The organism is Maritalea sp. S77 (assembly GCF_049801075.1).
Lineage (GTDB): Bacteria > Pseudomonadota > Alphaproteobacteria > Rhizobiales > Devosiaceae > Maritalea.
Window position 1 is genome coordinate 443,907 of the sequence record NZ_JBNAGG010000002.1, and the last position, 24,127, is coordinate 468,033.

Genomic DNA, 24,127 nt, shown 5'->3' on the forward strand with positions numbered 1-24,127 from the left:
TTTAAACCTTTGCCAGTTCCAACAAAATTGCAGCGTGGGAGCGGATGCCACGGCGCAGGCAAGTGAGTTCATACTTCTCGTTCGGGCTGTGGATATTGTCGTCAGACAAGCCAAAGCCAACCATCACGCTTTCAAGGCCGAGCATGTTTTTGATGGCACCCACTGCAGGAATGGAGCCGCCCATGCCAATCATTTTGGCTTCGCGCTGATATTCAACTTCCAAGCCCTTTTGTGCCGCCTTGAGGTAAGGGCTGTCGATTGGCAGTTTCAAGGCATAGGCCGCGCCGTGATTTTTGAAGGTCATGGTGAAATCTGCTGGCAAACGATCAGCGAAGAACTTCTCGATGTTGGGCAGAATTTTGGCTGGATCTTGATCGCCCACTAAGCGGCAAGACAGTTTAACGTGCGCTTCAGACGCGATAACTGTTTTATGGCCCTCGCCAATATAGCCGCCCCACATGCCGTTCACGTCGCAGCTTGGGCGCGCATAGATGCGTTCGATGGTTGAATAGCCGTCTTCACCTGCTGTGTTTTTCAGGCCAATCTCACCCAAAAATTCGGCATCATCAAAATTGAGCGCAGATAGGGCGGCGCGCTCAGCTTCTTCCAATTCCGGTGCACCTTCATAGAAGTGTGGAATTTGGATTTTGCCATTTTCATCGTGCAACTGCGCCACAATGTTTGATAGGGCGTGCAAGGGGTTGATCACTGCGCCGCCATACATGCCTGAATGCAAATCACGGCTTGGGCCCTTGATGCTGATTTCTGCATCGATCAAGCCGCGCAAAGAATAGGTGATGGCCGGGGTGTTAATGTCCCACATGGCAGTGTCGCACACAACGCACACATCAGCGGCCAAAATGTCTTTGTTTTGTTTCAAAAATTTATCAAGGCTTGGGCTGCCGGTTTCTTCTTCGCCTTCCAGCATGATTTTGATGTTGCAGGGCAAATCATCATGGGTGGCGATAAAGGCGCGGAACGCCTCGATGAAGGTCATCACTTGGCCCTTATCATCCTCAGCGCCACGGGCGACGAGCTTTTTGCCGTGTACACTGTCGACAATGGTGGGTTCAAATGGAGCTGTGTCCCACAGTTCGAACGGATCGCCCGGCTGCACGTCATAGTGGCCGTAATAAAGAATGGTCTTTGCATCTTTGTTAGAGGCTTTGCGCTCAGCGAACACAACAGGGTGGCCATCGGTTTCGATCAGTTTGATTTTAAAGCCCATGCCATCAAGCTCATTCATCATCCAATCCGCCGCTTTGCGCACATCGTCATTATAGGCAGGATCAGTGGATACTGATGGGATTTTCAGCCATTCGATCAAGCGGTTAACGCTGTTGTCGAAATCCTGTTCAATGTGAGAGGTGACATTGTCCAAATTGAAATTACTCATGGCCGATCTTTCTGATTTTGAGATCAAGGAAGGAATGTTTTGGCGCAGTCTTTTCAATTTAGATCGTACGGTCAAGTGGGGATGGAATGAATTTCAATCAAAGCGAAGTGGACGGTTGTGGGCAAATTGGTACTTGACCAATGAATCTTGTCATTCTACCAATAACGCCAACACTAATTAAATTGAGCAGATGATGCATCAGGCACTCGTACTCGTGATTATTGGCACCGGCGGCGCGAACATCTAAGTGAGGTTCGTGAGTGTCGGTGCATGTCAAGGTCCCAAAAGGGGCCTTTTTTTATGGCCAAACAACTTTGTGATGAAGTTAGCTGGTAAAGCGCGATTTGAAAGAATTGCATAGGGCTTGAGGAGAAAGAAGAGCTATGGCTGAGCAAATGACCGGGGCAGAAATGGTCATTCAGGCACTTGTTGATCAGGGGGTTGAACATATTTTCGGCTACCCTGGTGGCGCAGTGCTGCCAATATATGACGCAATTTTCCAAAACGACAAAGTCGAGCATATTCTTGTGCGGCACGAGCAAGGGGCAACCCACGCTGCAGAAGGCTATGCCCGTTCAACCGGTAAATGCGGCGTGGTGCTGGTGACTTCTGGTCCCGGCGCAACCAATGCGGTGACTGGCCTCACCGACGCGCTTCTCGATTCTATCCCTATGGTTTGCATCACCGGGCAGGTGCCCACGCCTTTGATTGGGTCTGATGCGTTCCAAGAGTGTGACACGGTTGGCATCACCCGTAACTGCACCAAGCACAATTATTTGGTGAAGTCGGTTGAAGATTTGCCGCGCATTTTGCACGAAGCCTTTTATGTGGCGACTTCAGGACGGCCCGGTCCTGTGGTGATCGACATTCCGAAGGATGTGCAGTTTGCCCTTGGCAGCTACGCCAATCCAAACATCACCAGCCACCCAACTTACAAGCCGCAAATGGAAGGTGAGTTGGACGCGATTAAAATCGCCGTGGATATGATGTTGAAAGCGGAACGCCCGGTATTTTACACAGGCGGCGGCGTGATCAACTCGGGTGACGAAGCCACGAAATCACTGCGCGAAATTGCAGAGCTGACTGGTTTTCCAGTGACCTCTACCTTGATGGGGCTTGGCGCTTATCCAGCGGATGGCGAGCAATGGCTCGGCATGCTGGGCATGCACGGCACTTATGAAGCCAATATGGCGATGCATGATTGCGATTTGATGATTTGTGTTGGCGCACGTTTTGATGACCGGATTACGGGTCGTATTGACGCGTTCTCGCCAAACTCGCGCAAAATTCACATCGATATTGATCCTTCATCGATCAACAAAAACATCGTCGTTGATTTGCCCATCGTTGGCGATTGTAGCCATGTGTTGGAAGAAATGGTGCGTTTGTGGCGGTCAAAGACCAATGCGCCACGCACCGACGATATTCAACCTTGGTTGCAGCAGATTGATAAATGGCGCGAAGTGAAGTCATTGCGCTATGAAAATTCTGACGATGTGATCAAGCCGCAATATGCCATTGAACGCCTTTATGAATTGACCAAAGAGCGCGATGTTTACATCACCACCGAGGTTGGTCAGCACCAAATGTGGGCGGCACAGCATTTCCACTTTAATCAGCCAAATCGTTGGATGACCTCAGGTGGTTTGGGCACCATGGGCTATGGCTTGCCAGCGGCTGTTGGCGTGCAGGTGGCGCACCGCGATGCGTTGGTGATTGATATTGCGGGCGAGGCTAGCGTTCAAATGACCATGCAGGAAATGTCGACTGCGGTTCAATATGGCCTGCCGATCAAGATTTTCATTTTGAATAATGAGTATATGGGCATGGTGCGCCAGTGGCAGGAATTGCTTCATGGCGGGCGCTATTCCAATTCATATTCTGACAGCTTGCCAGACTTTGTGAAGATGGCGGAAGCGTTCGGGGCTTATGGCATTATGTGCGATGACCCCAAAGAGCTGGACGATAAGATCATGGAGATGATCGAGATCGATAAGCCTGTTTTGTTTGATTGCCGGGTGACAAAAGAAGAGAACTGCTTGCCGATGATCCCATCGGGCAAGGCGCACCACGAGATGATTTTGCCGGACACGGCAGATATCGGCAACATTATTGATGAGAAGGGGAAGGTCCTTGTTTAAGCCAAGTTGGGATTTGGAACGCAGCCAAAGCGTTGAGCGTCACACACTGACCGTTCTTGTTGATAACGAGCCGGGCGTTCTGGCCCGTGTTGTTGGGCTTTTCTCTGCCCGTGGGTTTAACATTGATAGTTTGACTGTTTCAGAAACGGAGCATGATCGGCATCGGTCACGCATCACCATTGTTACTGTGGCAACGCCAAAGGTTTTGGCGCAGATCAAGCTGCAATTGGAGCGTTTGGTGCCTGTGCATCGCGTGCATGATTTGACTGCTGAGGGCGAGTCGCTGGAGCGCGAGTTGGCGCTGATCAAGGTGGCGGGCAAAGGCGAAAACCGCGTGGAAACATTGCGTTTGGCTGAAGCCTTTCGCGCCAATGTTGTAGATGCCTCCATCGACAGTTTTGTCTTTGAGATTACAGGTCGCCCGTCAAAGGTTGAACAGTTTATCTCTCTGATGCAGCCTTTGGGCCTTGTGGAAGTGGTGCGCACAGGCCTCACCGCGATTTCACGCGGCAAGGAAGGCATGTAGGTTCTTCGATTTAATCAAAGAAAAGGCGGCTTAGAGCCGCCTTTTTTATGTCCAGATGGTCTCTGTGCCATTCTCCAGCACATGCACAACGCCTTGCGGCTCTTTCAGGCGCAATATCTGCTCATCGGTCAGGCCAAGATAAATGCCGCGCATCACTTTGCCGATTTGGCCGTGGGCCACGGCGATGGTGGGGCCGGTTAAGCTATCGAGCCATTGGGTTGCGCGTTTGCGCATATCACCCATGGTCTCGCCGCCCGGTGCGCCGAAATACCAGTCATAATCCGGTTTGCCGTCCATATGCTCGGGAAATTTCTCTTCCATTTCAGGGCGGTTTAGGCCGCTCAGCTTGCCGAGATCAATTTCCTTGAGCAAATCAACAGGCGTTGGATCAAACGCGAAATGCTTTTTGATGTTTTCTGCGGTCTCTAAAGTGCGGCCAATCGGGCTGACCATTTGTGCATAGCCATCCGGTGTGCCCAGCTCACGTTTGAGAATTTCGCCCAGCTTTTGCGCTTGGGTTCGGCCTTTTTCGGTGAGGGGGGAATTGAGGTGGCCTTGCGCACGGCCAGCGAGATTCCATTCGGTCTCGCCATGGCGCATGAAAATAATGCGGGGATAGGACATAGATATTTTAGCTTCTTCGACAGGGATAGAACCCTGTTTATAAAAAGCCATTGTAGAGCATGCAAATCAGATCGGGCTTAATCGGTCCGTTAATTTGAATAAAATGGAGAGGGCAGCGCAAGGCCGCCCTCCAAAACCTTACCAATCAGCGATTTGGTCAGCGATGCTGGGCAGCGTAATACCGAATTTTTCTTCCAGCGCCGCCACATCAATCTCCATGCCGTTTTTGCCGAGAGCGCTGATGGATTGATATAAGCCCGTCAGCCCTTGGCCTACCTCAGGGCTTTGGAACAGTTCGCCGATCTGGGTGCCGAATTGTTCGGGTGTCAGCGGATCAAACTTGACAGGTTTGCCCAGTGTTGATGAGAAAATCTGCGCGAGTTCTGCTCCATTCAGCATCGGCTTAGAGGCAATTTCGATGGTTTCGCCAATCAGATTTGGCTTTTCAAACGCAGCGAGGGCATAGCGTGCTTGGTCCGCATGTGATGTGAAGGCAATCTTCATATCCGCGGGCAGTGGTGGGTAGGTGAGAATACCGTCGCTGTGCAGTTGCGGCACAAAGGGTGGCACCTGCATATTTTCCAAATAGATGGTGGGCATCAGAATGGTCACAGGCAAATTTGCGGCCTCTATTGCTGATTTTGCGGCGCTTGTGCCGTCGATCATCGGCGTTGATGCATATCGCGTTCCCGTGGGGCCGGAGGTGCTGAACACGAGGTGCGGCAGTTTGCTTTGCTGGGTGGCGGCGATGATGTTTTGCAGCCATAGACCTGGCTGTTCGGGGCTTTGCGGTATAGGCAAATGCACAAACGCGCCATCTGCTCCCTCAAATGCAGCAATCAGGCTGGAAAGATCATTTAGATCCGCGTGGCCTTTGGTCAGGTTTGGGTTTGCGCCAAATCTATTGTCTAGCTTTTCCGCGTTTCGCGCGAAGGCACGAACTTTGTAGTTTTTGTTCAGCGCTTGGCCTACCAGCGGGCTGGCTTGGGCGCTTAGTGCGTTCAAAATTGTGATGGTCTTGGTCATTTATCGTTCCTTGGTTACGAAAAGGAACTGCTATATATAACCAGATCAATAGCGGGCGAAAGAAGGCACTTTTTTCGCCAGAAGGCACCTTGAGGTAACCACCATGTTGGACGAACAAGAATTTGCAGCGCAGCAAGAAGCCATTCGGGCATTGAACGCGGCGTGGAAACAAACCGATTATTTGGGCACTTGTCCGGTGCGACAAACTTTGGATCGGATTGGCGATAAATGGACCGTTTTGGTGGTGCTTTGTTTGGGGCAGGGGCCACAGCGCTTTCGTGAAATTTTGCGCAATATTGAAGTGATTTCCCAGCGTATGCTGACGGTCACGTTGCGCGGGCTGGAGCGTGATGGGTTGGTCATCCGCACCGTGTTTGATACGCGGCCGCCCACTGTTGAATATGAGCTGACTGATTTGGGCAAATCCTTATTTATCCCGCTCATGTCGCTGACGGATTGGGCGATTGCGAATGAGCCAGAGGTAAATGTGGCCCGCCGAAAATATGATGAACGGGAACAATAGGTTTTATCGTCACTTCACTGTTGCAATTGGTCTTTAGTGAGGTTGCCAGTTTTTGCAAATTACCTTACCGATTGGTTGGAACAATTTGAGTCCTCGCCGGATTTTGGAGCTGCTATGACCGCGCTTTCTGTGAATTTGAACAAGGTTGCCTTGCTGCGCAACCAACGTGATTTGCCTTGGCCCAGCGTTGTGGGCATGGGGCGCGTGGTGATGGAAGCTGGCGCAGACGGGATCACTGTGCATCCACGGCCAGATGAGCGGCATATTCGCCGCTCGGACGTGCCCGAATTGGCGGCATTGGTAAAAAATGAATTTCCGGACAAAGAGTTCAACATTGAAGGTTATCCGGATGATGAATTTCTAGATCTGGTGTTGGCCAATAAGCCCGACCAAGTCACCTTTGTGCCTGATGCGCCGGATCAAGCCACATCTGACCATGGCTGGGATGTGTGCGGGGCTCATAATCTTTTGGTGCCCGCCATCAAACGCATGAAGGATGCAGGTATTCGAGTCTCATTGTTTGTGGATGAAGATCCGAGTGTGCCACCGGATGCTGCAGAAATTGGTGCGCATCGCATTGAAATTTATACCGGTCCCTATGGGGCTAGCTTCGGCACACCCGAGGGCGACTATCATTTGCAACGTATGCAGGTGACGGCACAGGCAGCCCGCGCGGCGGGCCTTGGTATCAATGCGGGGCACGATTTGACGCTTGAGAATTTGCCAGCCTTTAAAGAAATGATGCCGGAGCTGCACGAGGTTTCCATTGGCCACGGCATCACCGCTGATGCGCTGTTGATGGGCTTTGCTGAAGCGGTGCGGCAGTACAATCAGGCTTTGGGCAAATAACAGTTTTTTGATCACGGAACCCAATTTGCGGGCAACCGTTTCTCCTTTGAAGCCGTTGATGTAGTGAGCCGATTTGTCGGCCTTGCATTTTTCAAACAAAGGAGAAATTTATGCTCAAGATTGGGATCATCATGTCCACCACGCGCGACAGTCGGTTTGCGGAAAAGCCTGCCAACTGGATTTTGGATAAAGCCGAAGCGCATGATGGCATTGAGGCCGATCTGATCGATTTGCGAGATTTTGATCTGCCATTTTTTGACGAGAAGGCGACAAATCTATGGGTGCCGTCGGAAGATGCGCGGGCTGTACAATGGCAGCAAAAACTGGCCAAATATGACGGGTTTATTTTCGTCGTCGCCGAATATAACCACTCAATCTCTGGTGTGTTGAAAAACGCGCTGGACCAAGCTTACCTTGAATGGGTGAGCAAGCCAGCAGCCTTCGTTGGCTATGGCGGTGTGGGCGCGTCACGCGCGGTGCAGCATTTGCGCAATATTGTCGGCGAGTTGCAGATGGCCTCAATCCGTGAAGCAGTGCATATTGGCGGCGGCGAGTTTTTGAAGGTCAGCCCCATGGGTGACAATAAAGACATGTCGGAGATTGATGAGATCATTGCCCCGAAGGCAAATGATTTGTTGGGCGACCTTGTTTGGTGGGGCGAAGCGCTGAAAGCGGCGCGCGCACAAAGCGGCCCAAAATATAAAAAAGACTGAATTTCAGGGCCAAATTGTGCATCAATTTCACCCGCTTGCATATCTTGATGCAGATCAAGGCAAGGGGGGGAGGAAAGGGCGCACAATAGACTTATGGGAATGATCAGACACAGGAGGTCAATATGATCAAAGACGTATTGGTTTATTTAGATGGGTCAAAAGAAGACGAGGTTCGTCTGTCCTATGCCGAACCGATCGCACAACGGCACGATGCGTTTTTGACAGGGCTTTTGTGCGTTGAAATTCCTGACGTGGTGAGCGCAGGCGATGGTGTTTTTTCTGTTGGCCAAGTGGCGGCTGAGTTGCAGCAAGAAGCTGAAGCTCAAGGCGATAAATATGAAAAAGAGCTGGATATGCGCTTTGCAAAGCACGAGTTCCGCTCTGATCTGCGCCGCGTAAGCGCAACACCGTCTTTTATGGGGCAAACCATTGCTAACGAAGCACGGCTGGCGGATTTGTTTGTAGCGACACGCCCTTACAAACATTATTCTGAAAAGCCTGAAATTTTTGAACATGTTCTGTTCAATTCTGGTCGCGGTTGTTTGTTTGTGCCGCCTGCTATTCCGGCTAGTGATGGCCCATATAAGAACATTGTTCTCGGGTGGCGCAATTCTAAGGAAACAGCGCGTGCTGTGGCTGATGCGGTGCCATTTTTGCAGAAGGCAGATCAGGTCACTGTGGCGATTGTCAGCGATGATGAAGCACCTGAAGAGCGTGGCATTGAACCAGGTGCAGACATTGCACGGCATTTGGATCGCCATGGCGTCAATGTTGAGGTGCGCAACATCAATGGATGGTCAGACGCTGCGGCAGCTTTGTTGAATGAGGTAGGCCGGATCGATGCAGATATGTTGGTCATGGGTGGCTATGGCCATTCACGGTTCCGCGAGTGGGTGCTTGGGGGCGCGACCCGCGAAGTGTTGAGCAAGGCTGAAGTGCCCGTTTTGATGGCGCACTAACCCAAATCAAATATGCATCGGGCATAGGGGTCGCACATGGTGCGGCCCCTTTTGTTTTGGTTTGGTGCTTGCTTTGGCGCAAAACATAGCGTTAGTCTTTGCCCAAATCGCGCCTTGTCCTGCCGGCGTGATGTTTTTCAAATATATTGGGGAGACGGGCATGGCTGCCTATGCTGAGTTAAAGAAACGTTTTGCACAAATTTCTGCCATTGAAGGCGCATCGTCCATGCTGAGCTGGGATGCAGAAACCTTTATGCCAAAAGGCTCTTCTGACGTGCGGGGCGAGCAATTGGCTGCGTTGGCCGCCGTTGCCCACGAAAAATATACCGCGCCAGATTTGGGCGATCTGATTGCGCAAGCAAAAGAAGAGAAGTTGGAAGGTTGGGATGCCGCCAACCTTAAAGAGATGGAGCGCATTTATTTGCACGCCAATGCAGTGCCGAATGATTTGGTACATGCTCTCAGCAAAGCGCAGTCAGAAACCACCCATGTGTGGCAGCAAGCGCGGCCAGAAAATGATTTTGACAGCTTCGCCGCCAAATTGAAGCCCTTGCTGGTGCTGGTGCGTCAGGCTGCCGATGCAAAGGCTGAGGCGCTTGGTCTCAGCGCCTATGATGCGCAGTTGGACACGTTTGATCCGGGCATGCGCACCACAAAGGTTGATCATTATTTTGATGAGCTTGGCGCGTTTTTGCCCGATTTCTTGAATGAAGTGATTGAGTTTCAATCTACCCATCGGCAGGTGAAGCCGCTTGATGGGGAAACGCCTGTTGGCGCACAGGAAGCACTGGGGCGCCGCTTTATGGAGGCGTTGGGCTTTGACTTTAACCATGGCCGCATTGATGTGTCGGCGCACCCGTTCTGCGGTGGTGTGCCGGGCGATGTGCGCTTGACCACGCGCTATAATGAAAAAGCCTTTTCAACCAGCCTTTATGGTGTGCTGCACGAAACAGGCCATGCCATGTATGAAATCGGCTTGCCAGCTGATTGGCGGGGGCAGCCTGTAGGACAAGCCCGCGGCATGAGCATGCATGAAAGCCAATCGCTGTTCTTGGATATGCAGCTTTGTCGCTCGGATGCGTTTTTGGCCTTTGCCTTGCCAAAGGTGCGTGAGGCCTTTGGTGTCAGTGGCGATAGCTGGGAGATGGAAAACTTTAAACGTTCTATCCTGCGCGTTAAGCGCGGTTTGATCCGTGTGGATGCCGATGAGGTGACATATCCGCTGCATGTGATGCTGCGTTATCGCATTGAAAAGGCATTGCTGAGTGGTGATTTGCAGGTTGCAGATTTGCCGGGATATTGGGACGATGAGATGGAGAAGAATATCGGCGTGCGCCCAGATTGCGTGGGCAATGGCTGTATGCAGGATATCCATTGGTCTGGCGGCGCATTGGGATATTTTCCGACCTATACCATCGGGGCGATGACCGCGTCACAGCTGTTCCAAGCGTTGCAAGCGCAAATGCCATCTTGGGATGATGAAGTGCGCGCGGGCGATTTTGCAGGTGTCTTTAAATGGCTGCGCAGCAATGTTCACCATCGAGCATCATCTGTTTCTATGGATGACATGGTTAGTGATGCCACGGGCTCCGTGTTGGATGTTGAAGTGTTTAAGCAACATTTGCGCACAAGATATCTGTCTGCATAAACAGCGAGACAGCCTTAAGTTGAAAACCGGCACTCAAAAGTGCCGGTTTTTTTGTATTCAATTTTGTCTGATAATTCAGTTAGTTAATTGGTTACACTTATGTGTTTAACTTTTTAATCAAATTTGGGGTTTTTCATTTTTCTGAAATGAGCGTTTTTAGCTCAAATTGAGTTGAACAATTCAATCTATTCTTTGATCGAATCTCAAATGTTGACGCGATCAGGAATTAGGGTGGGGAAGCAATTGTTTGGACGAGTGGTAAAATGGTTGAAAGGGACGATAACCATTGATGGTTCGAACGAACCATTGATGCGTGCGCAGTTGCGTATGCTGCATTTTCGTCTGCCATTTGTCTATATGCTCGGCTTTTCCGCGATTTTGGTTGTTGCACAGCATGGGTGGTCGGATGGCCTGGACTGGCGCGTTTTGGTCGGCGCGGGTGGGCTTGCAGCGGTGTTTTTGTGGCGCATCATTCACTGGTTGCGCTTTGATGAATCCAAGTTAGACGCGCGTCAATTGCAGCGCTCACTTCAATCAATTGTTTATTCCGCTGGGGTTATTGGAATCGTATTTGCCAGTTGGGGCATTTGGGGCATGTCGCAAAATAATGTGGCGGCTCCTCAAGAGGTGAGCTTTTTTGTGTTGATCTCACTCTTGGGTGCATTGTTCTGCCTAGCTTACCTGCGGCAGGCAGCATTGATGCTTGTGCTCAGCGTCGGTGTGCCGCTCTCCATCTCCTGCTGGTTTTCAAATGCTGATATCTTCTCAGTTTTGACGTTGCACTTCATTTTTGTTGCGGCAATTATTGCGGTGATCACCCACAGCTTTGGGAGTGATTTTGAAACTTTCATTGATCAACAAACCCGTCTCTACCGCACTCAAGGTGAAGCGAAAGCGCGCGCTGAAGAAATGCGTGTGCTGGCATTTAAAGATGTGCTGACTGATTTGGATAACCGACGTGGTTTCTTTCATTATTTGAAACGGAAGTTCCCACGAACCAACACGCACGCATTAACGCTTGGCTTGATTGATTTGGATGGGTTTAAGCCAATTAATGACATTTATGGCCACCCGGCGGGCGATGATCTGCTGTGCAAGGTATCGCGGCGTTTGGTGGAGTTTTTGGGCGAAGAAGTGTTCGTTTCGCGTGTGGGCGGTGATGAGTTTGCGCTGATCACCCTGCATCGCATGACGGATCACGATATTATCGCCCTGGGTCGTGCGATTTGCGCTGCGCTCAAAGTGCCGTTTGTGCTGAAAACAGGGGTACAGGTGAAATTGTCTGCCTCTATGGGGTTCGCGCGGGCAGGGGTTGATGCCGACGATGCAGAAAAGCTGTTCGAGCGCGCGGACCATGCGCTTTATTACGCAAAAACCTATCATATCGGGCACGCCTTGTTGTTTGAGCCTAAGCATGAGCGGGTTACCCGTGACTCAGCTGAAATTGCGCAGGGGCTGCGCGACAGCCAGTTTGTTGACGAGATGGAGATGATTTTCCAGCCTGTCGTCAGCGCCGAGAACAATAATATCACAGCCGTTGAAGCCTTGGCGCGCTGGCATCGTCCAGACGGGCTGGAGATTTTGCCAAATCACTTTATCCCGGTGGCGGAAGCTATGGGGTTGATGAACAAGTTGACTTTGGCGCTGTTTGAAAAATCCACAGATTGCATGGTGCATTGGCCGAAATATCTCAAGATGAGCTTCAATCTATCCACCGCGGATGTGATTGAGCCTTACGTTATCAACGCATTGATGGACATTACCCGTCAAAAGGGTATTTCGCCAAACCGCATCATTTTTGAGATTTCGGAGAATGTGCTGCACGATCATCTGGACCGGGCTGATAAGATGCTCAATGAATTGAGCACATATGGGTTCACTATTGCGCTGGATGATTTTGGTGGGCGGATTTCGAACTTTAACCATTTGCACCAACTGCCAATTGATGTGGTGAAGCTGGATTCTGAATTGATCTGTGACCTGCGGTTCTCTGCTCAAAGCCGCATATTGGTCAGCAAAATTGTTGAGCTGGCACAAGGGTTGGATTTGCGTGTTGTCGCACAGGGAATCAGCTCCAACGATCATTTGAAGGTGCTTGAAGGGCTGGGTTGCCAATATTATCAGGGTTTCCATTTCGCGCGCCCAATGACGCATCAAAAGCTCATCAGCTTGTTGCATACTCAAGATGGCCAGCTTGGCCACCAAGGCGTCGCATAGATTTTTTACAAAAGCGGTCTTTAGTAGACTGGAATTTCCCTTTTGCACCTTTGCGGTTTCTTATCAAATGATAAGATATGGCGAACTCTGTCAAATTTCGGGAAAATATTATGAAATTGGAATCACTCGCCCTTCATCATGGCTACGACTCTGAAGCCACCACTAAGGCGGCGGCTGTGCCGATCTATCAGACCACCAGCTATACGTTTGATAACACCCAGCACGGCGCTGATCTTTTCGATCTGAAGGTGGAAGGCAATATTTACACCCGGATCATGAACCCCACCACCGCCGTGCTTGAGCAGCGTGTTGCTGAGATGGAAGGCGGCATTGCAGGTTTGGCTTTGGCCTCCGGCATGGCTGCGATCACTTATGCCATCCAAACCATTGCTGGTGTCGGTGATAACATTGTTTCAGTTAGCCAGCTCTATGGCGGCACTTACAATTTGTTCGAACATAGCTTTCCGCGTCAGGGCAATGATGTGCGCATGGTTGATGCCAGCTTTGACGGCATCGAGAAGCTGTTTGATAAAAACACCAAAGCTGTATTCTGCGAGAGCATTGGCAACCCTGCGGGCAATGTGGTTGACATTGAGGAGTTGGCTGAGATCGCCCACAAGCATGGTGTGCCGCTGATTGTTGATAACACTGTGGCTTCGCCGTTCTTGTGTCGCCCGTTTGAACATGGTGCAGACATTGTGGTGCATTCATTGACCAAATATATTGGTGGCCACGGCACCTCCGTCGGCGGCATCATTGTTGATAGCGGCAAGTTTGACTGGACGGCTGACAAGGAACGTTTTGCAGTGTTGAACGAGCCAGATCCTTCTTATCACGGCGTTGTTTACACTGAGGCGCTTGGCCCCGCAGCCTTTATTGGCCGTGCGCGCGTTGTACCATTGCGCAACACCGGCGCTGCCATTTCGCCCATGAACGCCTTCCAAATCCTTCAGGGCTTGGAAACACTCGGTTTGCGGATGGAGCGCCACTGCGAAAATGCGCAGAAAGTGGCAGAATATCTTGAAGCGCACGACAAGGTTGAGTGGGTCAATTATGCGGGCTTGAACTCTTCGCCTTACAATGATTTGGCTAACAAAATCTCTGGCGGTAAAGCGTCCGGCATTTTGAGCTTTGGCATTAAAGGCGGCCAGGAAGCGGGCGCGCGCTTTATCGATGCGCTTGAGATGATCTTGCGGTTGGTGAACATTGGTGATGCGAAATCACTTGCTTGTCACCCTGCATCCACAACACACCGTCAGTTGAATGATGATGAGTTGAAAGCCGCTGGCGTGTCACGCGACCTTGTGCGGATTTCTGTGGGCATTGAGCATGTCGACGACATCATCGCAGATATTGAGCAGGCATTGGACAAAGCGTAGTCCAATCCGGCATTTAGCATTTTGGGGGCGCTACGGCGCCCCTTTTTATGGAAATGGTGGCATGTTGAAAAAAGTATATTTAAATGGTCATATCGATGTGCCGTTGGAGCGAATTGGGGCGGTCGCGGCAGCATTACCACACCACATAGAATTGACCCGAGCGGAGCCGGGATGCCTTGCTTTTGAGGTAGTGCAAGACGCGAAAAGGCCGGAGCGGTTTCTGGTGTCCGAGTGTTTTCAAGATCGGGCTGCGTTTGAGGCACATCAAGAGCGAGCGGGTGCTTCCGAATGGGCGCTGGTGACGAAAGGCATTCCCCGGCACTATCGGATTACCGAAGAGTAGTCTTGGCCAAATTTTGGCAACTGTTTGACTTTCCAGTAGAATTTCTTGTGCTCTTATGATTGATGTTTGCGAACTCGCGAAGGCTGTAACTATTTATTGACAATTGCCGAACCGTACGGTACGGTTCCATATCAGATTGAGCGACTCGGATGAAAGAGGGCAGGTTGGGCCTTCATCGAAAAGGTCGCAGACGGGCGCGGTGGTTCGCGACCGATCGACGGAGGTGAAATTGTCGGCTGCCATTAAACTGGGTGATGAAGAACTAACGCAGCGTCAGCAAGATGTGCTGGATATTGCGTTGTCCTTGTTGGTTGAAGTTGGTGATAAATTGACCATGACCGGCGTTGCGCGCCGCGCACGCTGTTCAAAAGAGTCGCTTTATAAATGGTTTGGCGACCGTGATGGGTTGTTGACAGCGATTGTGCAGTGGCAGGCTGCGAAGGTGCGTCCTGTGCCGCTGGGTCCACAACGCATGAGCATCGAGGCATTGCAAGCCAATTTGGAACGGTTTGCATATGACTGGCTCAAAGTTATTGCAGGCGACATTTCGGTGGCGCTGAACCGTTTGGCGATCACCCATGCTGGGCCGCTGAGCAATTTGGGACATACGGTTTTGACCAATGGCCGCTTTGCGGTTGGCAAACGGTTGAAGCCATTGTTGAAGGCAGGGCGGGGCGCAGGCTTGCTTCGCTTTGACGACGAGGAGGAGGCATTTCGGACATTTTTCGGCTTGGTGCTGAGAGATGTCCAGATTCGGCTTCTATTGGGTGACGAGTTTGAGCTTTCAGATCAAGACGTTATCCGAGATGCAAAACGGGCGACTGAGCAGTTTTTGAAGCTGTACGGCGCTTAACGACAATCAATCTGCCCCACGCAGGTAAAGAACCAAAGATAAATTAAGGGGAAACGCAATTATGCGTGTTTATTACGATCAAGACGCTGATCTTAATCTGATCAAGAACAAAAAAGTTGCCATTATTGGTTATGGTAGCCAGGGCCGCGCACATGCGCTGAACCTGAAAGATTCTGGCGTCACCGACATTGCGATCGGTTTGCGTGAAGGCTCAACCACTGCGAAAAAGGTTGAAGCTGATGGGCTGAAGGTGATGAGCGTTGCAGATATTGCCGCTTGGGCCGATGTGATGATGATGGCAACCCCTGATGAGTTGCAAGCTGACATCTACAATAATGAGATTGCTCCAAATATTCGTGACGGCGCAGCGATTGCTTTTGCCCACGGTTTGAACGTGCATTACGGCTTGATTGAGCCAAAAGACAGCGTTGATGTGATCATGGTTGCACCTAAGGGCCCAGGCCACACTGTGCGCGGTGAATTTGAGCAAGGTGGCGGTGTGCCATGTCTTGTTGCGATCCACCATGACGCGACTGGCAACGCGCAAGACGTTGCTTTGGCTTACGCTTCTGGCGTTGGCGGCGGTCGCTCAGGTATCATCGAAACAACATTCAAAGAAGAATGTGAAACTGATTTGTTTGGTGAGCAGGCAGTTTTGTGCGGTGGTTTGGTTGAACTGATCCGCGCTGGCTTTGAGACATTGGTTGAAGCTGGTTATGCACCAGAAATGGCCTATTTCGAGTGCTTGCACGAAGTGAAGTTGATTGTTGACCTAATTTATCAGGGCGGCATTGCCAACATGAACTATTCAATCTCTAATACAGCTGAGTACGGCGAATATGTAACAGGGCCACGCATTGTGACTTCTGAAACAAAAGCCGAGATGAAGCGCGTTTTGGAAGATATTCAATCTGGCCGCTTCACGCGCGATTGGATGTTGGAATGTAAAGCTGGTCAGCCTAGCTTTAAAGCAACACGCCGCAACAATGACGCGCACCAGATCGAAGAAGTTGGTGAAAAACTTCGCGATATGATGCCATGGATTAAAGCTGGTGCCTTGGTCGATAAAGACAAGAACTAAGCTTTCAAAAAGTTAAACCCTAGCTCTCCCAGAGCTAACTATAGGGGCGCTTCGGCGCCCCTTTTTTTGTTCAAACTTCGTTAGGCGTGCTGCGGTAAGCTGTAACCATTGCAGATACTTTATGTTTCGTTTGGGGCTTAGAATGAAATATCCATTTATGATCGCGGATGTGTTCACTGAAGAACGCTTTACTGGCAATCCACTCGCGATAGTGTTCGAGGCAGATGGGATGCCTGACGAAACAATGTTGAAACTCGCCCGTGAGTTCAATTTGTCTGAGACAATTTTTGTCCATAAACCGCAGTCGGTGCGCCATTTGGCGGCTGTGCGCATTTTTACGCCACGTGGCGAGTTGCCATTTGCGGGACATCCGACCATCGGTGCATCGGTGGCACTTGGCTTGCGCCATAAAACAAGCGCTGTGCGCTTGGATGAAAAGGTTGGCACCATCGTGTCGGTGATGACGCCGACGGGCAAGAAGTCTGGCCACGCACGTTTTGGTTTGCCGCAATTGCCGCAGCGCGTGGGAAATGCGCCAGATAAAGACCTGATTGCAACCCATTTGGGGTTAATGCCGCATCAGATTGGCTATGGGGGAATGGAGCCAGGGGTCTATTCGGTGAGTGTGCCGTTTTTGATTGTGCCCGTGCAGGATGCATCGGTGTTGAAAGAACTGAAAGTTCAGCGCCGCGGTTGGGCTGAGATGTTTAATGAAGGCGTGAATGGTGTGTTCATTTATTGTCCAACGCAATCAGAGGCCGACAATGATTATGCGGCGCGCTGCTTTGTTGACATGAATGGGTTGGGCGAAGACCCGGCAACAGGTTCAGCTGTTTCATGTCTCATCGGCCACTTGGCGGACAATCACAAGTTTGGCGAAGGCCAGACCGACTTTGTGGTGCGTCAGGGCAAGGAAATGGGACGACCGAGCTACATTGAGGCACAGGTGAAGCTTGAAAATGGAAAGATGGTTCATGCCGGACTGGGTGGCCATGTGGTGATCAATGCCCAGGGTGAGCTTGATTTATTGGGCTAATTTTAAGCATCTAGTCGGTTTTGGACAAAAATGTCTAGAAATCATCGGCAAGCTTGGTTAAGGTTTCACCTGATTTGAATTTGTTTGCGTTAGACAGTTTTGGGTAGGCTATGACCCGTATGTTGCACAGCACAAAATATTCTGACCGTCGCCTTTTGGCAGACGGCTTTTTGCTGTGCGCGCAAAAACTATCTCTAGACCTACTCCTTATTAGCCCCTGAGTACCGACGGTTCTCATCAGGGAGAACGGGTATTTAGGGGAATTTTGCACACCAAAGGTCAATTTGGGCGATGCGCCCTGTCTAAAGAGAAGTTTTTGAAAAATGAGCGAACAGAACCACAATACAAACACCGATCAGGTCTTTATTTTCGACACCACTTTGCGCGATGGCGAGCAGTCGCCCGGCGCCACCATGACGTTTGAGGAAAAACTTCAGGTGGCCGAATTGTTGGACGATATGGGCGTTGATATCATTGAAGCGGGCTTCCCGATCGCCTCAAATGGTGATTTTGAAGCGGTTGCCGAGATTTCCCGTCGGTCGAAAAACTCTGTTATTGCGGGTTTGGCCCGTGCTATTCCAGCTGATATTGACCGCGCGGCGGAAGCAGTGCGCTTTGCTAATCGCGGGCGTATTCACACCTTTGTTTCCACTTCGCCAATTCACTTGGCGCACCAAATGCGCAAAACGCAGGATGAAGTGTTGGAGATTGTCACCAAAACCGTGACACAGGCACGCAACTTGATTGATGATGTCGAATGGTCCGGCATGGACGCAACACGGACGCCGATGGACTTTTTGGGCAAATGCGTTGAAGCAGCCATTAATGCTGGTGCGACCACCATCAATATTCCTGATACCGTTGGTTATTCTGTGCCGGAAGAATATTACAACATGATCAAGACCTTGATCGAAACGGTGCCGAATTCGGATAAGGCCATTTTCTCCACCCATTGTCACAATGATTTGGGTTTGGCTGTGGCTAACTCATTGGCTGGTGTGCAAGCCGGTGCACGGCAGGTTGAATGTACCATCAATGGTTTGGGCGAACGGGCAGGCAATGCTGCGCTTGAAGAGATTGTGATGGCGATCAAAACCCGCGGCGATACATTGCCTTATCACACGGAAATCGACTCGACCCATTTGGCCCGCGCGTCGAAGATTGTGGCCGCAGCGTCCAACTTCAATGTGCAATTCAACAAGGCGATTGTGGGCAAAAACGCGTTTGCGCATGAAAGCGGCATCCATCAGGATGGCATGTTGAAGAACGCGGAAACCTACGAGATCATGACGCCGGAGAGCGTCGGCATCAAAGCCACTTCATTGGTGATGGGCAAGCACTCTGGCCGCCACGCGTTCAAGGAAAAGCTGAAAGAGTTGGGCTATGAGTTGGGCGACAACGCCTTCCAAGAAGCGTTCCAACGGTTCAAAGAATTGGCTGACCGCAAAAAGCACGTCTATGACGAGGACTTGGTTGCCTTGGTTGACGATGAAATGGGCTCGGTAGAAGACAAGATCAAGCTGGTTTCCATGAGCGTCAGCACGTCAACTGGCGGTGCGCACCAGTGTGATATGGTGTTGTCTATTGAAGGTGAACAAAAATCAGTCAGCGTGACAGGCACAGGTTCAGTTGATGCCATTTTTAATGCGATCAAAGAGGCTGTTGGCGCAGATCCACATTTGGTGCTTTATGGTGTTGATGCGGTGACGGGTGGCACTGATGCGCAGGCTAATGCTCACGTGCGTTTGGAAATGGATGGCAAAATTGCCTCTGGCCGCACGGCCGAACCAGACACTTTGGTGGCGTCCGCACGGGCTTATTTGAACGCCTATAACCGTCTGTTGGTAGAGCGCGGTGCATCTGCTCAAGGCGCAATGGCTGGCTAACAAATTGACTCATAGGGAAGGCGCTGCCGCGCCGCCCGTTTGACTCATACGTAAAGGCGCTGAACAAGTTTCAGCGCCTTTTTGACATTTCGGTCAATCCTAAGTGATTTGCAAGTGAACTTCATCGGCATCAATTTCGTTATCAGATTAAAGGAGACGAACATGCGTGCATTGACTTATCTTGCCTTGGCTAGCCTTATGAGCGTTGGCGCAGCCCAAGCCGCAGAAGAAAAAGCCATCTTTGCTGGTGGCTGTTTTTGGTGTGTCGAATCTGACTTTGAAAAAGTCGATGGCGTGAAAGAGGCTGTGTCGGGCTATATAGGTGGCACGGTTGCCAATCCGACTTATAAGCAGGTGACTGCTGGCGGCACTGGTCATTATGAAGCGGTGGAAATCACCTTTGATAATGAGAAAGTGAGCTATCGCGAGCTTGTTGATATTTTGTGGCGTACCATCGATCCGGTAGACGAGGGCGGCCAGTTCTGCGACCGAGGTGACAGCTATCGCACCGCGATTTTCACGCTTACCGCCGATCAGGAAGCCGCAGCGCTCGCGTCAAGAACCGCGGCGGAGAGCGCCTTGGACCAATCCATCGTGACACAAATTATCTCGGATGATCGGTTTTATGAGGCAGAGGATTATCACCAGAATTATTACAAGAAAAATCCGGTGCGCTATAATTTCTACCGCTTCACCTGTGGGCGCGACAAACGTGTTGAGGCCCTTTGGGGTGACCAAGCACATATGGGCGTTGAGAAATAAGCTCTAGGTGAGGGCGTTTAGCTCCTTCACCACATCAATTGGCAAAGGCCCAAATTCGAGGGCCTTTGCATTTTCTTTCACATGATCGGATGTGCGGAAACCGGGGATGGGCAGGGCGTTTTTGTCTGTTGCCCAAATCCAGCCTAGTGCGCCTTGGGCAATGGTACGGCCATCGGTGCGTAACAAATCATGGATTTTGGCCAGACGCGCCTGCGGATCGTCGCCGTGGAGATAGTGCGCTAAATGCTCTGGCAGGCTGTCTGCATCGCCAAAGCTGTTGGCGTGGTTGATCTGGTGACTCAAAAGCCCCATCGCAAACGGTGCGCGACAGATGGATATAAGGCTTTGCTTGGTGCAAATGTCGCGAAGCTCTGATGCAGGGTTCAGCAAATTAAATTCGTGCTGCACGGCAGCGAAATGACTGAGTTCTGCCCAATGCTGTACATCAGTTGATAGGTCAGTCACCCAACCATATTGGCCAATTTTGCCGTCATCCACTAGGCTGTCGAGTGTATCAGCAATCTGGTCCGCTTCATCGGCCTTTAGACCCTCCAAATGGAGCTCATAAAGATCGATTTTCTCGCGCTTTAAGCGTCGGAGTGAATTGTGCACAGCTTCGCGAATGTCAGCGGCGCTTGTGGCGCGACCTTGCACTTGCTTGCTGGTTTCATCAAACTTATGGCCAAATTTAGTGGCGATCACCACATCATTACGCCCGGTCAGAGCTTTGCCTAACAGCTCTTCCGCATGGCCAGCGCCATAGACATCCGCTACGTCGAAATAGGCGATACCGCAATCTAGTGCGGTTTTGAGGGCTTCAAGTGCCGTGTCATCGTCAGTTTTGCCAAGGCCAAGCGGGATAGCATCTGCCCAATAAGGTCCACCAATGGCCCAACAGCCTAACCCGAGTGCCGGAATGGTTTGGGTTTGGCGCCAGTTGATGGTGGGGGACATGAGCCGATCCTATTTTTGTGTTTCTTCTTGCACTTCCAATGCCGCTACATTGGCGCCATCTGCTGCCACAAGTTGCACGTGCGGAAACGGAATTTCAACACCAACTTCATCTAGAGCCAATTTGCCGCGTTCATTCATGGCCATGGCTGTTTCCCAATGATCGGCTGTTTTTGTCCAACAGCGGAGCTGAAGATCAACAGAGCTTGCGCCAAGGCCCATCACATAAACAACAGGTTCAGGTGATTTAAGGATGCGCTCGTCTGCCGCTGCCGCTTCCAAAAGGGCTTCGCGGGCTTTCGCGATGTCAGCATTATACCCGATGCCCACGCTGAACTCGATCCGGCGCGTGAGCTCACGGTTATAATTGATGATGGTGGCGTCCCAGATCTTTGAATTGGGCGCAAATAGATATTTACCGTCGAGTGTGCGCATACGCGTTGCGAAAAGACCAACTTGGCGGACCACACCATTGATCCCGTCAGCTTCAATGTAATCGCCCACATTGAAGGGGCGCAGCCAAAGGATCATTACGCCTGCTGCGATGTTGGACAGGGTGCCCTGTAATGCCAAAGCGATGGCGAGGCCGGCGGCGCCCAAAACAGCGAGAATGGATGCAGTTTGCACGCCGAGCTCGCTTAAGGCAATTACAAGTGCAACGATGAGGATCAAATAACGGACAAGTTGCCCAACCATCGGTGCAACGGTTTCGTCAAAGGCCTGATTGTGGGGCAGCATTTTGACGATTGCTTTGGAGAGCCAGCTTGAAGCAAACCAACCCACGGTGATGACGATTAGGGCAACAATGGCTGATGTGCCATAGGTTGTGCCCCATTCAACGGCGGAAACGAAGATTTCTTCAAGCTGCATTTATGTGGAAAGACCTATGTTTTGCTCAGGTTTGATTGTTGCAACATAATACAAACCATAGCGGTCAGAGCAAGTTCTTGTGTCTTTTCAATCCGCTCTTCAGTGAAATGATTTTCTTCGTGCAGCAAATTTAGCGAGCCAACTGTTTTGCCATTGATGGCAATCGGCATGTTCAGCACCGAGGCGCAACCATGGGCTGAGAAGAAGTCCTTGTCTGTGAACTGCTCATCCATTTCGTCCAGGCTGTTTGCCACAAACGTATTTTGGTTGATGATAACGTGTTCGTGCCAAGGGTTGTTCGAAATTGGTTTGCTGTCGTTTGTAGGATAAAGGTCGGGCCGGTTTGTATAAATCCGGCGCGCTCTGCCTGCTTCAAAATCAAGCCACATCAGCGTAACAAGTTTTGCGCCCACCTTATCTTGAACTTCTTGTTCGAGCAGGTCGAACAATTTGGTTTCGGTGCCGGTTTGCGAGATGATTCTTGCCAATTCTTGCATTTTTATATGGTACTCTATAGATATCGCCGCCTGAATATTCGGTTTTTTCCCTAGTATTTGGCAGCGCAATGTGATTTTTAAGCGAAGCTTTATGTAAAGCCGATTAGAACTATGAATCGCCTTTTGTTTGGCCATTCGAACAGAACAGTGAAACAAGTTTTGTTATATCAAAAATTTTTCGATAGGTAAGCGAAAATATGACAAATACCCAATCCAAATCCTTTGATTCACAATCAGGCCAGCCTTTGATCGGCGCGCTAATTCGTGAACGGCGGCGCAAATTGAATATGACGTTGAAGGCATTGGGTGAGGCAGCAAACCTGTCTGTGGGCTTTTTGAGTCAAGTGGAGCGCGATCAAGCAACGCCATCTTTGGGCGCACTTTCTTTGATTTCGCGCAGCCTAGATGTTGAGATGGAATATTTCATTTCGTCGCCTGCAGTTATCCGCGGCACCACCAAGGCGGGTGAGCGCGAGAGTTTTTCTGTTGATTCATCGTCTTTGAAGTATGAGCGCCTTGGGGCCGATTTTGCGGGCAACAATTTGTCATCATTCATCATCACTGTGCCTGCTGGCTATCAGTCAGAGACGGTGAGCCATGAGGGTGAAGAGATCATTTATGTGCTGGAAGGCGAAGTCACGACCAATGTTGAAGGCGAGTCCGTTGTGCTCAGCGAAGGCGATAGCCTTCACTTCCGTTCAACGCGGCAACATAGCTGGCGCAATGTAACGGATAAGCCCGTGCGCATTCTTTGGACGGGCACTGTGCCGATCTTTTGGTCTGGCGGTTCGGCTAAATCTTAGTCCAACGAACCCTAGTCTGTGTGTAATGAACTGAATCGTTTATTATGTACTTCCAATCAAAGCGATTCTGACTAAAGTCAGAGAGCTAGCGTAAAGCTGGCTGCGGTGTAGTTTCAAATTGACGACATAGGTATTTTATTGGTATCTTTGTTGGGCAGCATCCTGTGTTGCCGAGTCCATTATTTCTAAAGGCCGTTTGAACATGCACCGGAACAGACAAAAGCAGTCAGCACATCGCTGGTGCATGGTGGGGGGATAGAATGGACGACTTGGCAGCGCAAGAGCATGATCCAGCTCAGCTTATCGACCATTTAAAACTGGCGTTAACACGTCCAGGCGCGCGCTATGGCGTGTTGACCGAAGGCTTGCGCGACGCCATTGAGCGCGGCGTGTTGGGCCCGGGCGACTTTTTGCCGGCGGAACGCGAACTGTCAGAAAAGCTTGGCCTATCACGGGTCACCATTCGCAGCGCGTTTAAGCCCTTATTGTCTGATGGACAATTGGTGCAAAAACGTGGTTTGGGCACTTATGTGCCGCGCAATCGTCCACGGTCGATCGAAAAGTCTTTGGCGTTTTTGAACGGTTTTTCTGAAGATATTCGCAATCGTGGTATGGAACCTAGCTCCAAATTGGTCTTCAAAGGTGTGGTTTTGCCGCAACCTGATGTGGCTATGGCGCTGGGCGTGTCGTTCGACACGCTGGTTTCTTGCTTCCGCCGCATTCGCTATGCGGACAATGCGATTATGGCCTATGAGCTGGCTTACTTTCCAACATCCATCATCAATGCCGACAATGTGTCTGAAGGGGACTCACTTTATGAGTTGCTGCAGGCAGGGGGCTTTCGCCCCGTGAAGGCGCAGCAAAGCTTGCGTGCGGTGAATTGCACATCTGAGCTTGCTGGATATTTGGGCGTGAAGGAAGGCGACGCGGTATTGGATATCGAGCGTCGCTCATTTGACCAAGAGGGTGCTGCAATGGAATTTACGCGATCCTACTATCGTGGGGATCGGTATGTGTTTGCAACCGAAATGCGGGCGGAGTAGC

The 24,127-nt window shown here is 50.7% G+C and carries 23 protein-coding genes; 17 read left to right on the plus strand and 6 right to left on the minus strand.

Features of this window, described 5'->3' with window-relative positions; genetic code table 11:
• Position 1: 1 nt before the first annotated feature.
• Complete coding sequence (locus ACP15Y_RS09910; RefSeq protein WP_424982907.1) at positions 2-1,396, minus strand: dipeptidase; 1,395 nt, start codon at positions 1,394-1,396, stop codon at positions 2-4.
• Positions 1,397-1,779: 383 nt separating this feature from the next.
• On the opposite strand from ACP15Y_RS09910, the gene ACP15Y_RS09915 reads away from it, so the two are divergent.
• Together ACP15Y_RS09915 and ilvN are read left to right on the plus strand one after the other, a co-directional pair.
• Positions 1,780-3,537, plus strand: coding sequence for an acetolactate synthase 3 large subunit (locus tag ACP15Y_RS09915; RefSeq protein WP_424982908.1), 1,758 nt, complete (start codon positions 1,780-1,782; stop codon positions 3,535-3,537).
• Positions 3,512-4,063 carry an acetolactate synthase small subunit gene (gene ilvN, locus ACP15Y_RS09920; protein WP_133571424.1) on the plus strand — a complete coding sequence of 184 codons (552 nt, stop codon included), beginning with the start codon at positions 3,512-3,514 and terminating at the stop codon, positions 4,061-4,063. Before ACP15Y_RS09915 ends, ilvN begins: the two co-directional genes overlap by 26 nt.
• A 45-nt stretch (positions 4,064-4,108) precedes the next feature.
• On the opposite strand, the gene ACP15Y_RS09925 is transcribed toward ilvN, so the two are convergent.
• Complete coding sequence (locus ACP15Y_RS09925; protein ID WP_424982909.1) at positions 4,109-4,687, minus strand: histidine phosphatase family protein; 579 nt, start codon at positions 4,685-4,687, stop codon at positions 4,109-4,111.
• A 138-nt stretch (positions 4,688-4,825) separates the two neighbouring features.
• A complete protein-coding gene (locus tag ACP15Y_RS09930) occupies positions 4,826-5,713 on the minus strand; it encodes an NmrA family NAD(P)-binding protein (protein WP_424982910.1) in 888 nt (295 codons plus the stop codon).
• 103 nt (positions 5,714-5,816) lie between these two features.
• On the opposite strand from ACP15Y_RS09930, the gene ACP15Y_RS09935 reads away from it, so the two are divergent.
• The 13 genes from ACP15Y_RS09935 to msrA all read left to right on the plus strand — a co-directional run bounded on the left by ACP15Y_RS09935 (position 5,817) and on the right by msrA (position 19,962).
• Positions 5,817-6,236: a winged helix-turn-helix transcriptional regulator gene (locus ACP15Y_RS09935; RefSeq protein WP_424982911.1), complete on the plus strand. Its 420-nt coding sequence runs from the start codon at positions 5,817-5,819 to the stop codon at positions 6,234-6,236.
• Between the two features lie 114 nt (positions 6,237-6,350).
• Complete coding sequence (locus ACP15Y_RS09940) at positions 6,351-7,085, plus strand: pyridoxine 5'-phosphate synthase (RefSeq protein WP_424982912.1); 735 nt, start codon at positions 6,351-6,353, stop codon at positions 7,083-7,085.
• Between the two features lie 110 nt (positions 7,086-7,195).
• Positions 7,196-7,798, plus strand: a complete 603-nt coding sequence (locus ACP15Y_RS09945; protein WP_424982913.1) for an NADPH-dependent FMN reductase — start codon at positions 7,196-7,198, stop codon at positions 7,796-7,798.
• Between the two features lie 122 nt (positions 7,799-7,920).
• Positions 7,921-8,757: a universal stress protein gene (locus tag ACP15Y_RS09950; protein WP_133571418.1), complete on the plus strand. Its 837-nt coding sequence runs from the start codon at positions 7,921-7,923 to the stop codon at positions 8,755-8,757.
• A 160-nt stretch (positions 8,758-8,917) separates the two neighbouring features.
• Positions 8,918-10,405 carry a carboxypeptidase M32 gene (locus tag ACP15Y_RS09955; RefSeq protein WP_424982914.1) on the plus strand — a complete coding sequence of 496 codons (1,488 nt, stop codon included), beginning with the start codon at positions 8,918-8,920 and terminating at the stop codon, positions 10,403-10,405.
• Between the two features lie 309 nt (positions 10,406-10,714).
• A complete protein-coding gene (locus tag ACP15Y_RS09960) occupies positions 10,715-12,622 on the plus strand; it encodes a putative bifunctional diguanylate cyclase/phosphodiesterase (protein ID WP_424982915.1) in 1,908 nt (635 codons plus the stop codon).
• 110 nt (positions 12,623-12,732) lie between these two features.
• Positions 12,733-14,001, plus strand: a complete 1,269-nt coding sequence (locus ACP15Y_RS09965; RefSeq protein ID WP_424982916.1) for an O-acetylhomoserine aminocarboxypropyltransferase/cysteine synthase family protein — start codon at positions 12,733-12,735, stop codon at positions 13,999-14,001.
• 61 nt (positions 14,002-14,062) lie between these two features.
• Entirely contained in the window at positions 14,063-14,344 is a 282-nt protein-coding gene (locus ACP15Y_RS09970) for a putative quinol monooxygenase (RefSeq protein WP_424982917.1), read from the plus strand.
• 229 nt (positions 14,345-14,573) lie between these two features.
• On the plus strand, positions 14,574-15,197 hold the full coding sequence (locus ACP15Y_RS09975) for a TetR/AcrR family transcriptional regulator C-terminal domain-containing protein (RefSeq protein ID WP_424982918.1): 624 nt from the start codon (positions 14,574-14,576) through the stop codon (positions 15,195-15,197).
• Between the two features lie 61 nt (positions 15,198-15,258).
• Positions 15,259-16,278 (plus strand): ketol-acid reductoisomerase, encoded by a 1,020-nt coding sequence (gene ilvC / locus ACP15Y_RS09980; protein ID WP_424982919.1) that lies wholly within the window; start codon positions 15,259-15,261, stop codon positions 16,276-16,278.
• A gap of 142 nt (positions 16,279-16,420) precedes the next feature.
• The gene (locus tag ACP15Y_RS09985; RefSeq protein ID WP_424982920.1) at positions 16,421-17,314 is read left to right on the plus strand and encodes a PhzF family phenazine biosynthesis protein; all 894 of its coding nucleotides are present in this window, start codon (positions 16,421-16,423) and stop codon (positions 17,312-17,314) included.
• A 323-nt stretch (positions 17,315-17,637) separates the two neighbouring features.
• A complete protein-coding gene (locus tag ACP15Y_RS09990) occupies positions 17,638-19,200 on the plus strand; it encodes a 2-isopropylmalate synthase (protein ID WP_424982921.1) in 1,563 nt (520 codons plus the stop codon).
• Between the two features lie 162 nt (positions 19,201-19,362).
• Positions 19,363-19,962, plus strand: coding sequence for a peptide-methionine (S)-S-oxide reductase MsrA (gene msrA / locus ACP15Y_RS09995; protein WP_424982922.1), 600 nt, complete (start codon positions 19,363-19,365; stop codon positions 19,960-19,962).
• Positions 19,963-19,965: 3 nt separating this feature from the next.
• On the opposite strand, the gene ACP15Y_RS10000 is transcribed toward msrA, so the two are convergent.
• Genes ACP15Y_RS10000 through ACP15Y_RS10010 form a run of 3 tightly spaced genes read right to left on the minus strand, consistent with a single transcriptional unit; the run spans position 19,966 to position 22,415 of the window.
• Positions 19,966-20,916 (minus strand): aldo/keto reductase, encoded by a 951-nt coding sequence (locus tag ACP15Y_RS10000; RefSeq protein WP_424982923.1) that lies wholly within the window; start codon positions 20,914-20,916, stop codon positions 19,966-19,968.
• Positions 20,917-20,925: 9 nt separating this feature from the next.
• The gene (locus ACP15Y_RS10005; protein ID WP_424982924.1) at positions 20,926-21,783 is read right to left on the minus strand and encodes a mechanosensitive ion channel family protein; all 858 of its coding nucleotides are present in this window, start codon (positions 21,781-21,783) and stop codon (positions 20,926-20,928) included.
• A gap of 14 nt (positions 21,784-21,797) precedes the next feature.
• Entirely contained in the window at positions 21,798-22,415 is a 618-nt protein-coding gene (locus tag ACP15Y_RS10010) for a GAF domain-containing protein (protein WP_424982925.1), read from the minus strand.
• A gap of 62 nt (positions 22,416-22,477) precedes the next feature.
• Here ACP15Y_RS10010 and ACP15Y_RS10015 point away from each other — a divergent pair, with 62 nt between their 5' ends.
• The gene (locus tag ACP15Y_RS10015; protein WP_424982926.1) at positions 22,478-23,083 is read left to right on the plus strand and encodes a helix-turn-helix domain-containing protein; all 606 of its coding nucleotides are present in this window, start codon (positions 22,478-22,480) and stop codon (positions 23,081-23,083) included.
• A gap of 260 nt (positions 23,084-23,343) precedes the next feature.
• A complete protein-coding gene (locus tag ACP15Y_RS10020) occupies positions 23,344-24,126 on the plus strand; it encodes a GntR family transcriptional regulator (protein ID WP_424982927.1) in 783 nt (260 codons plus the stop codon).
• Position 24,127: the final 1 nt, after the last annotated feature.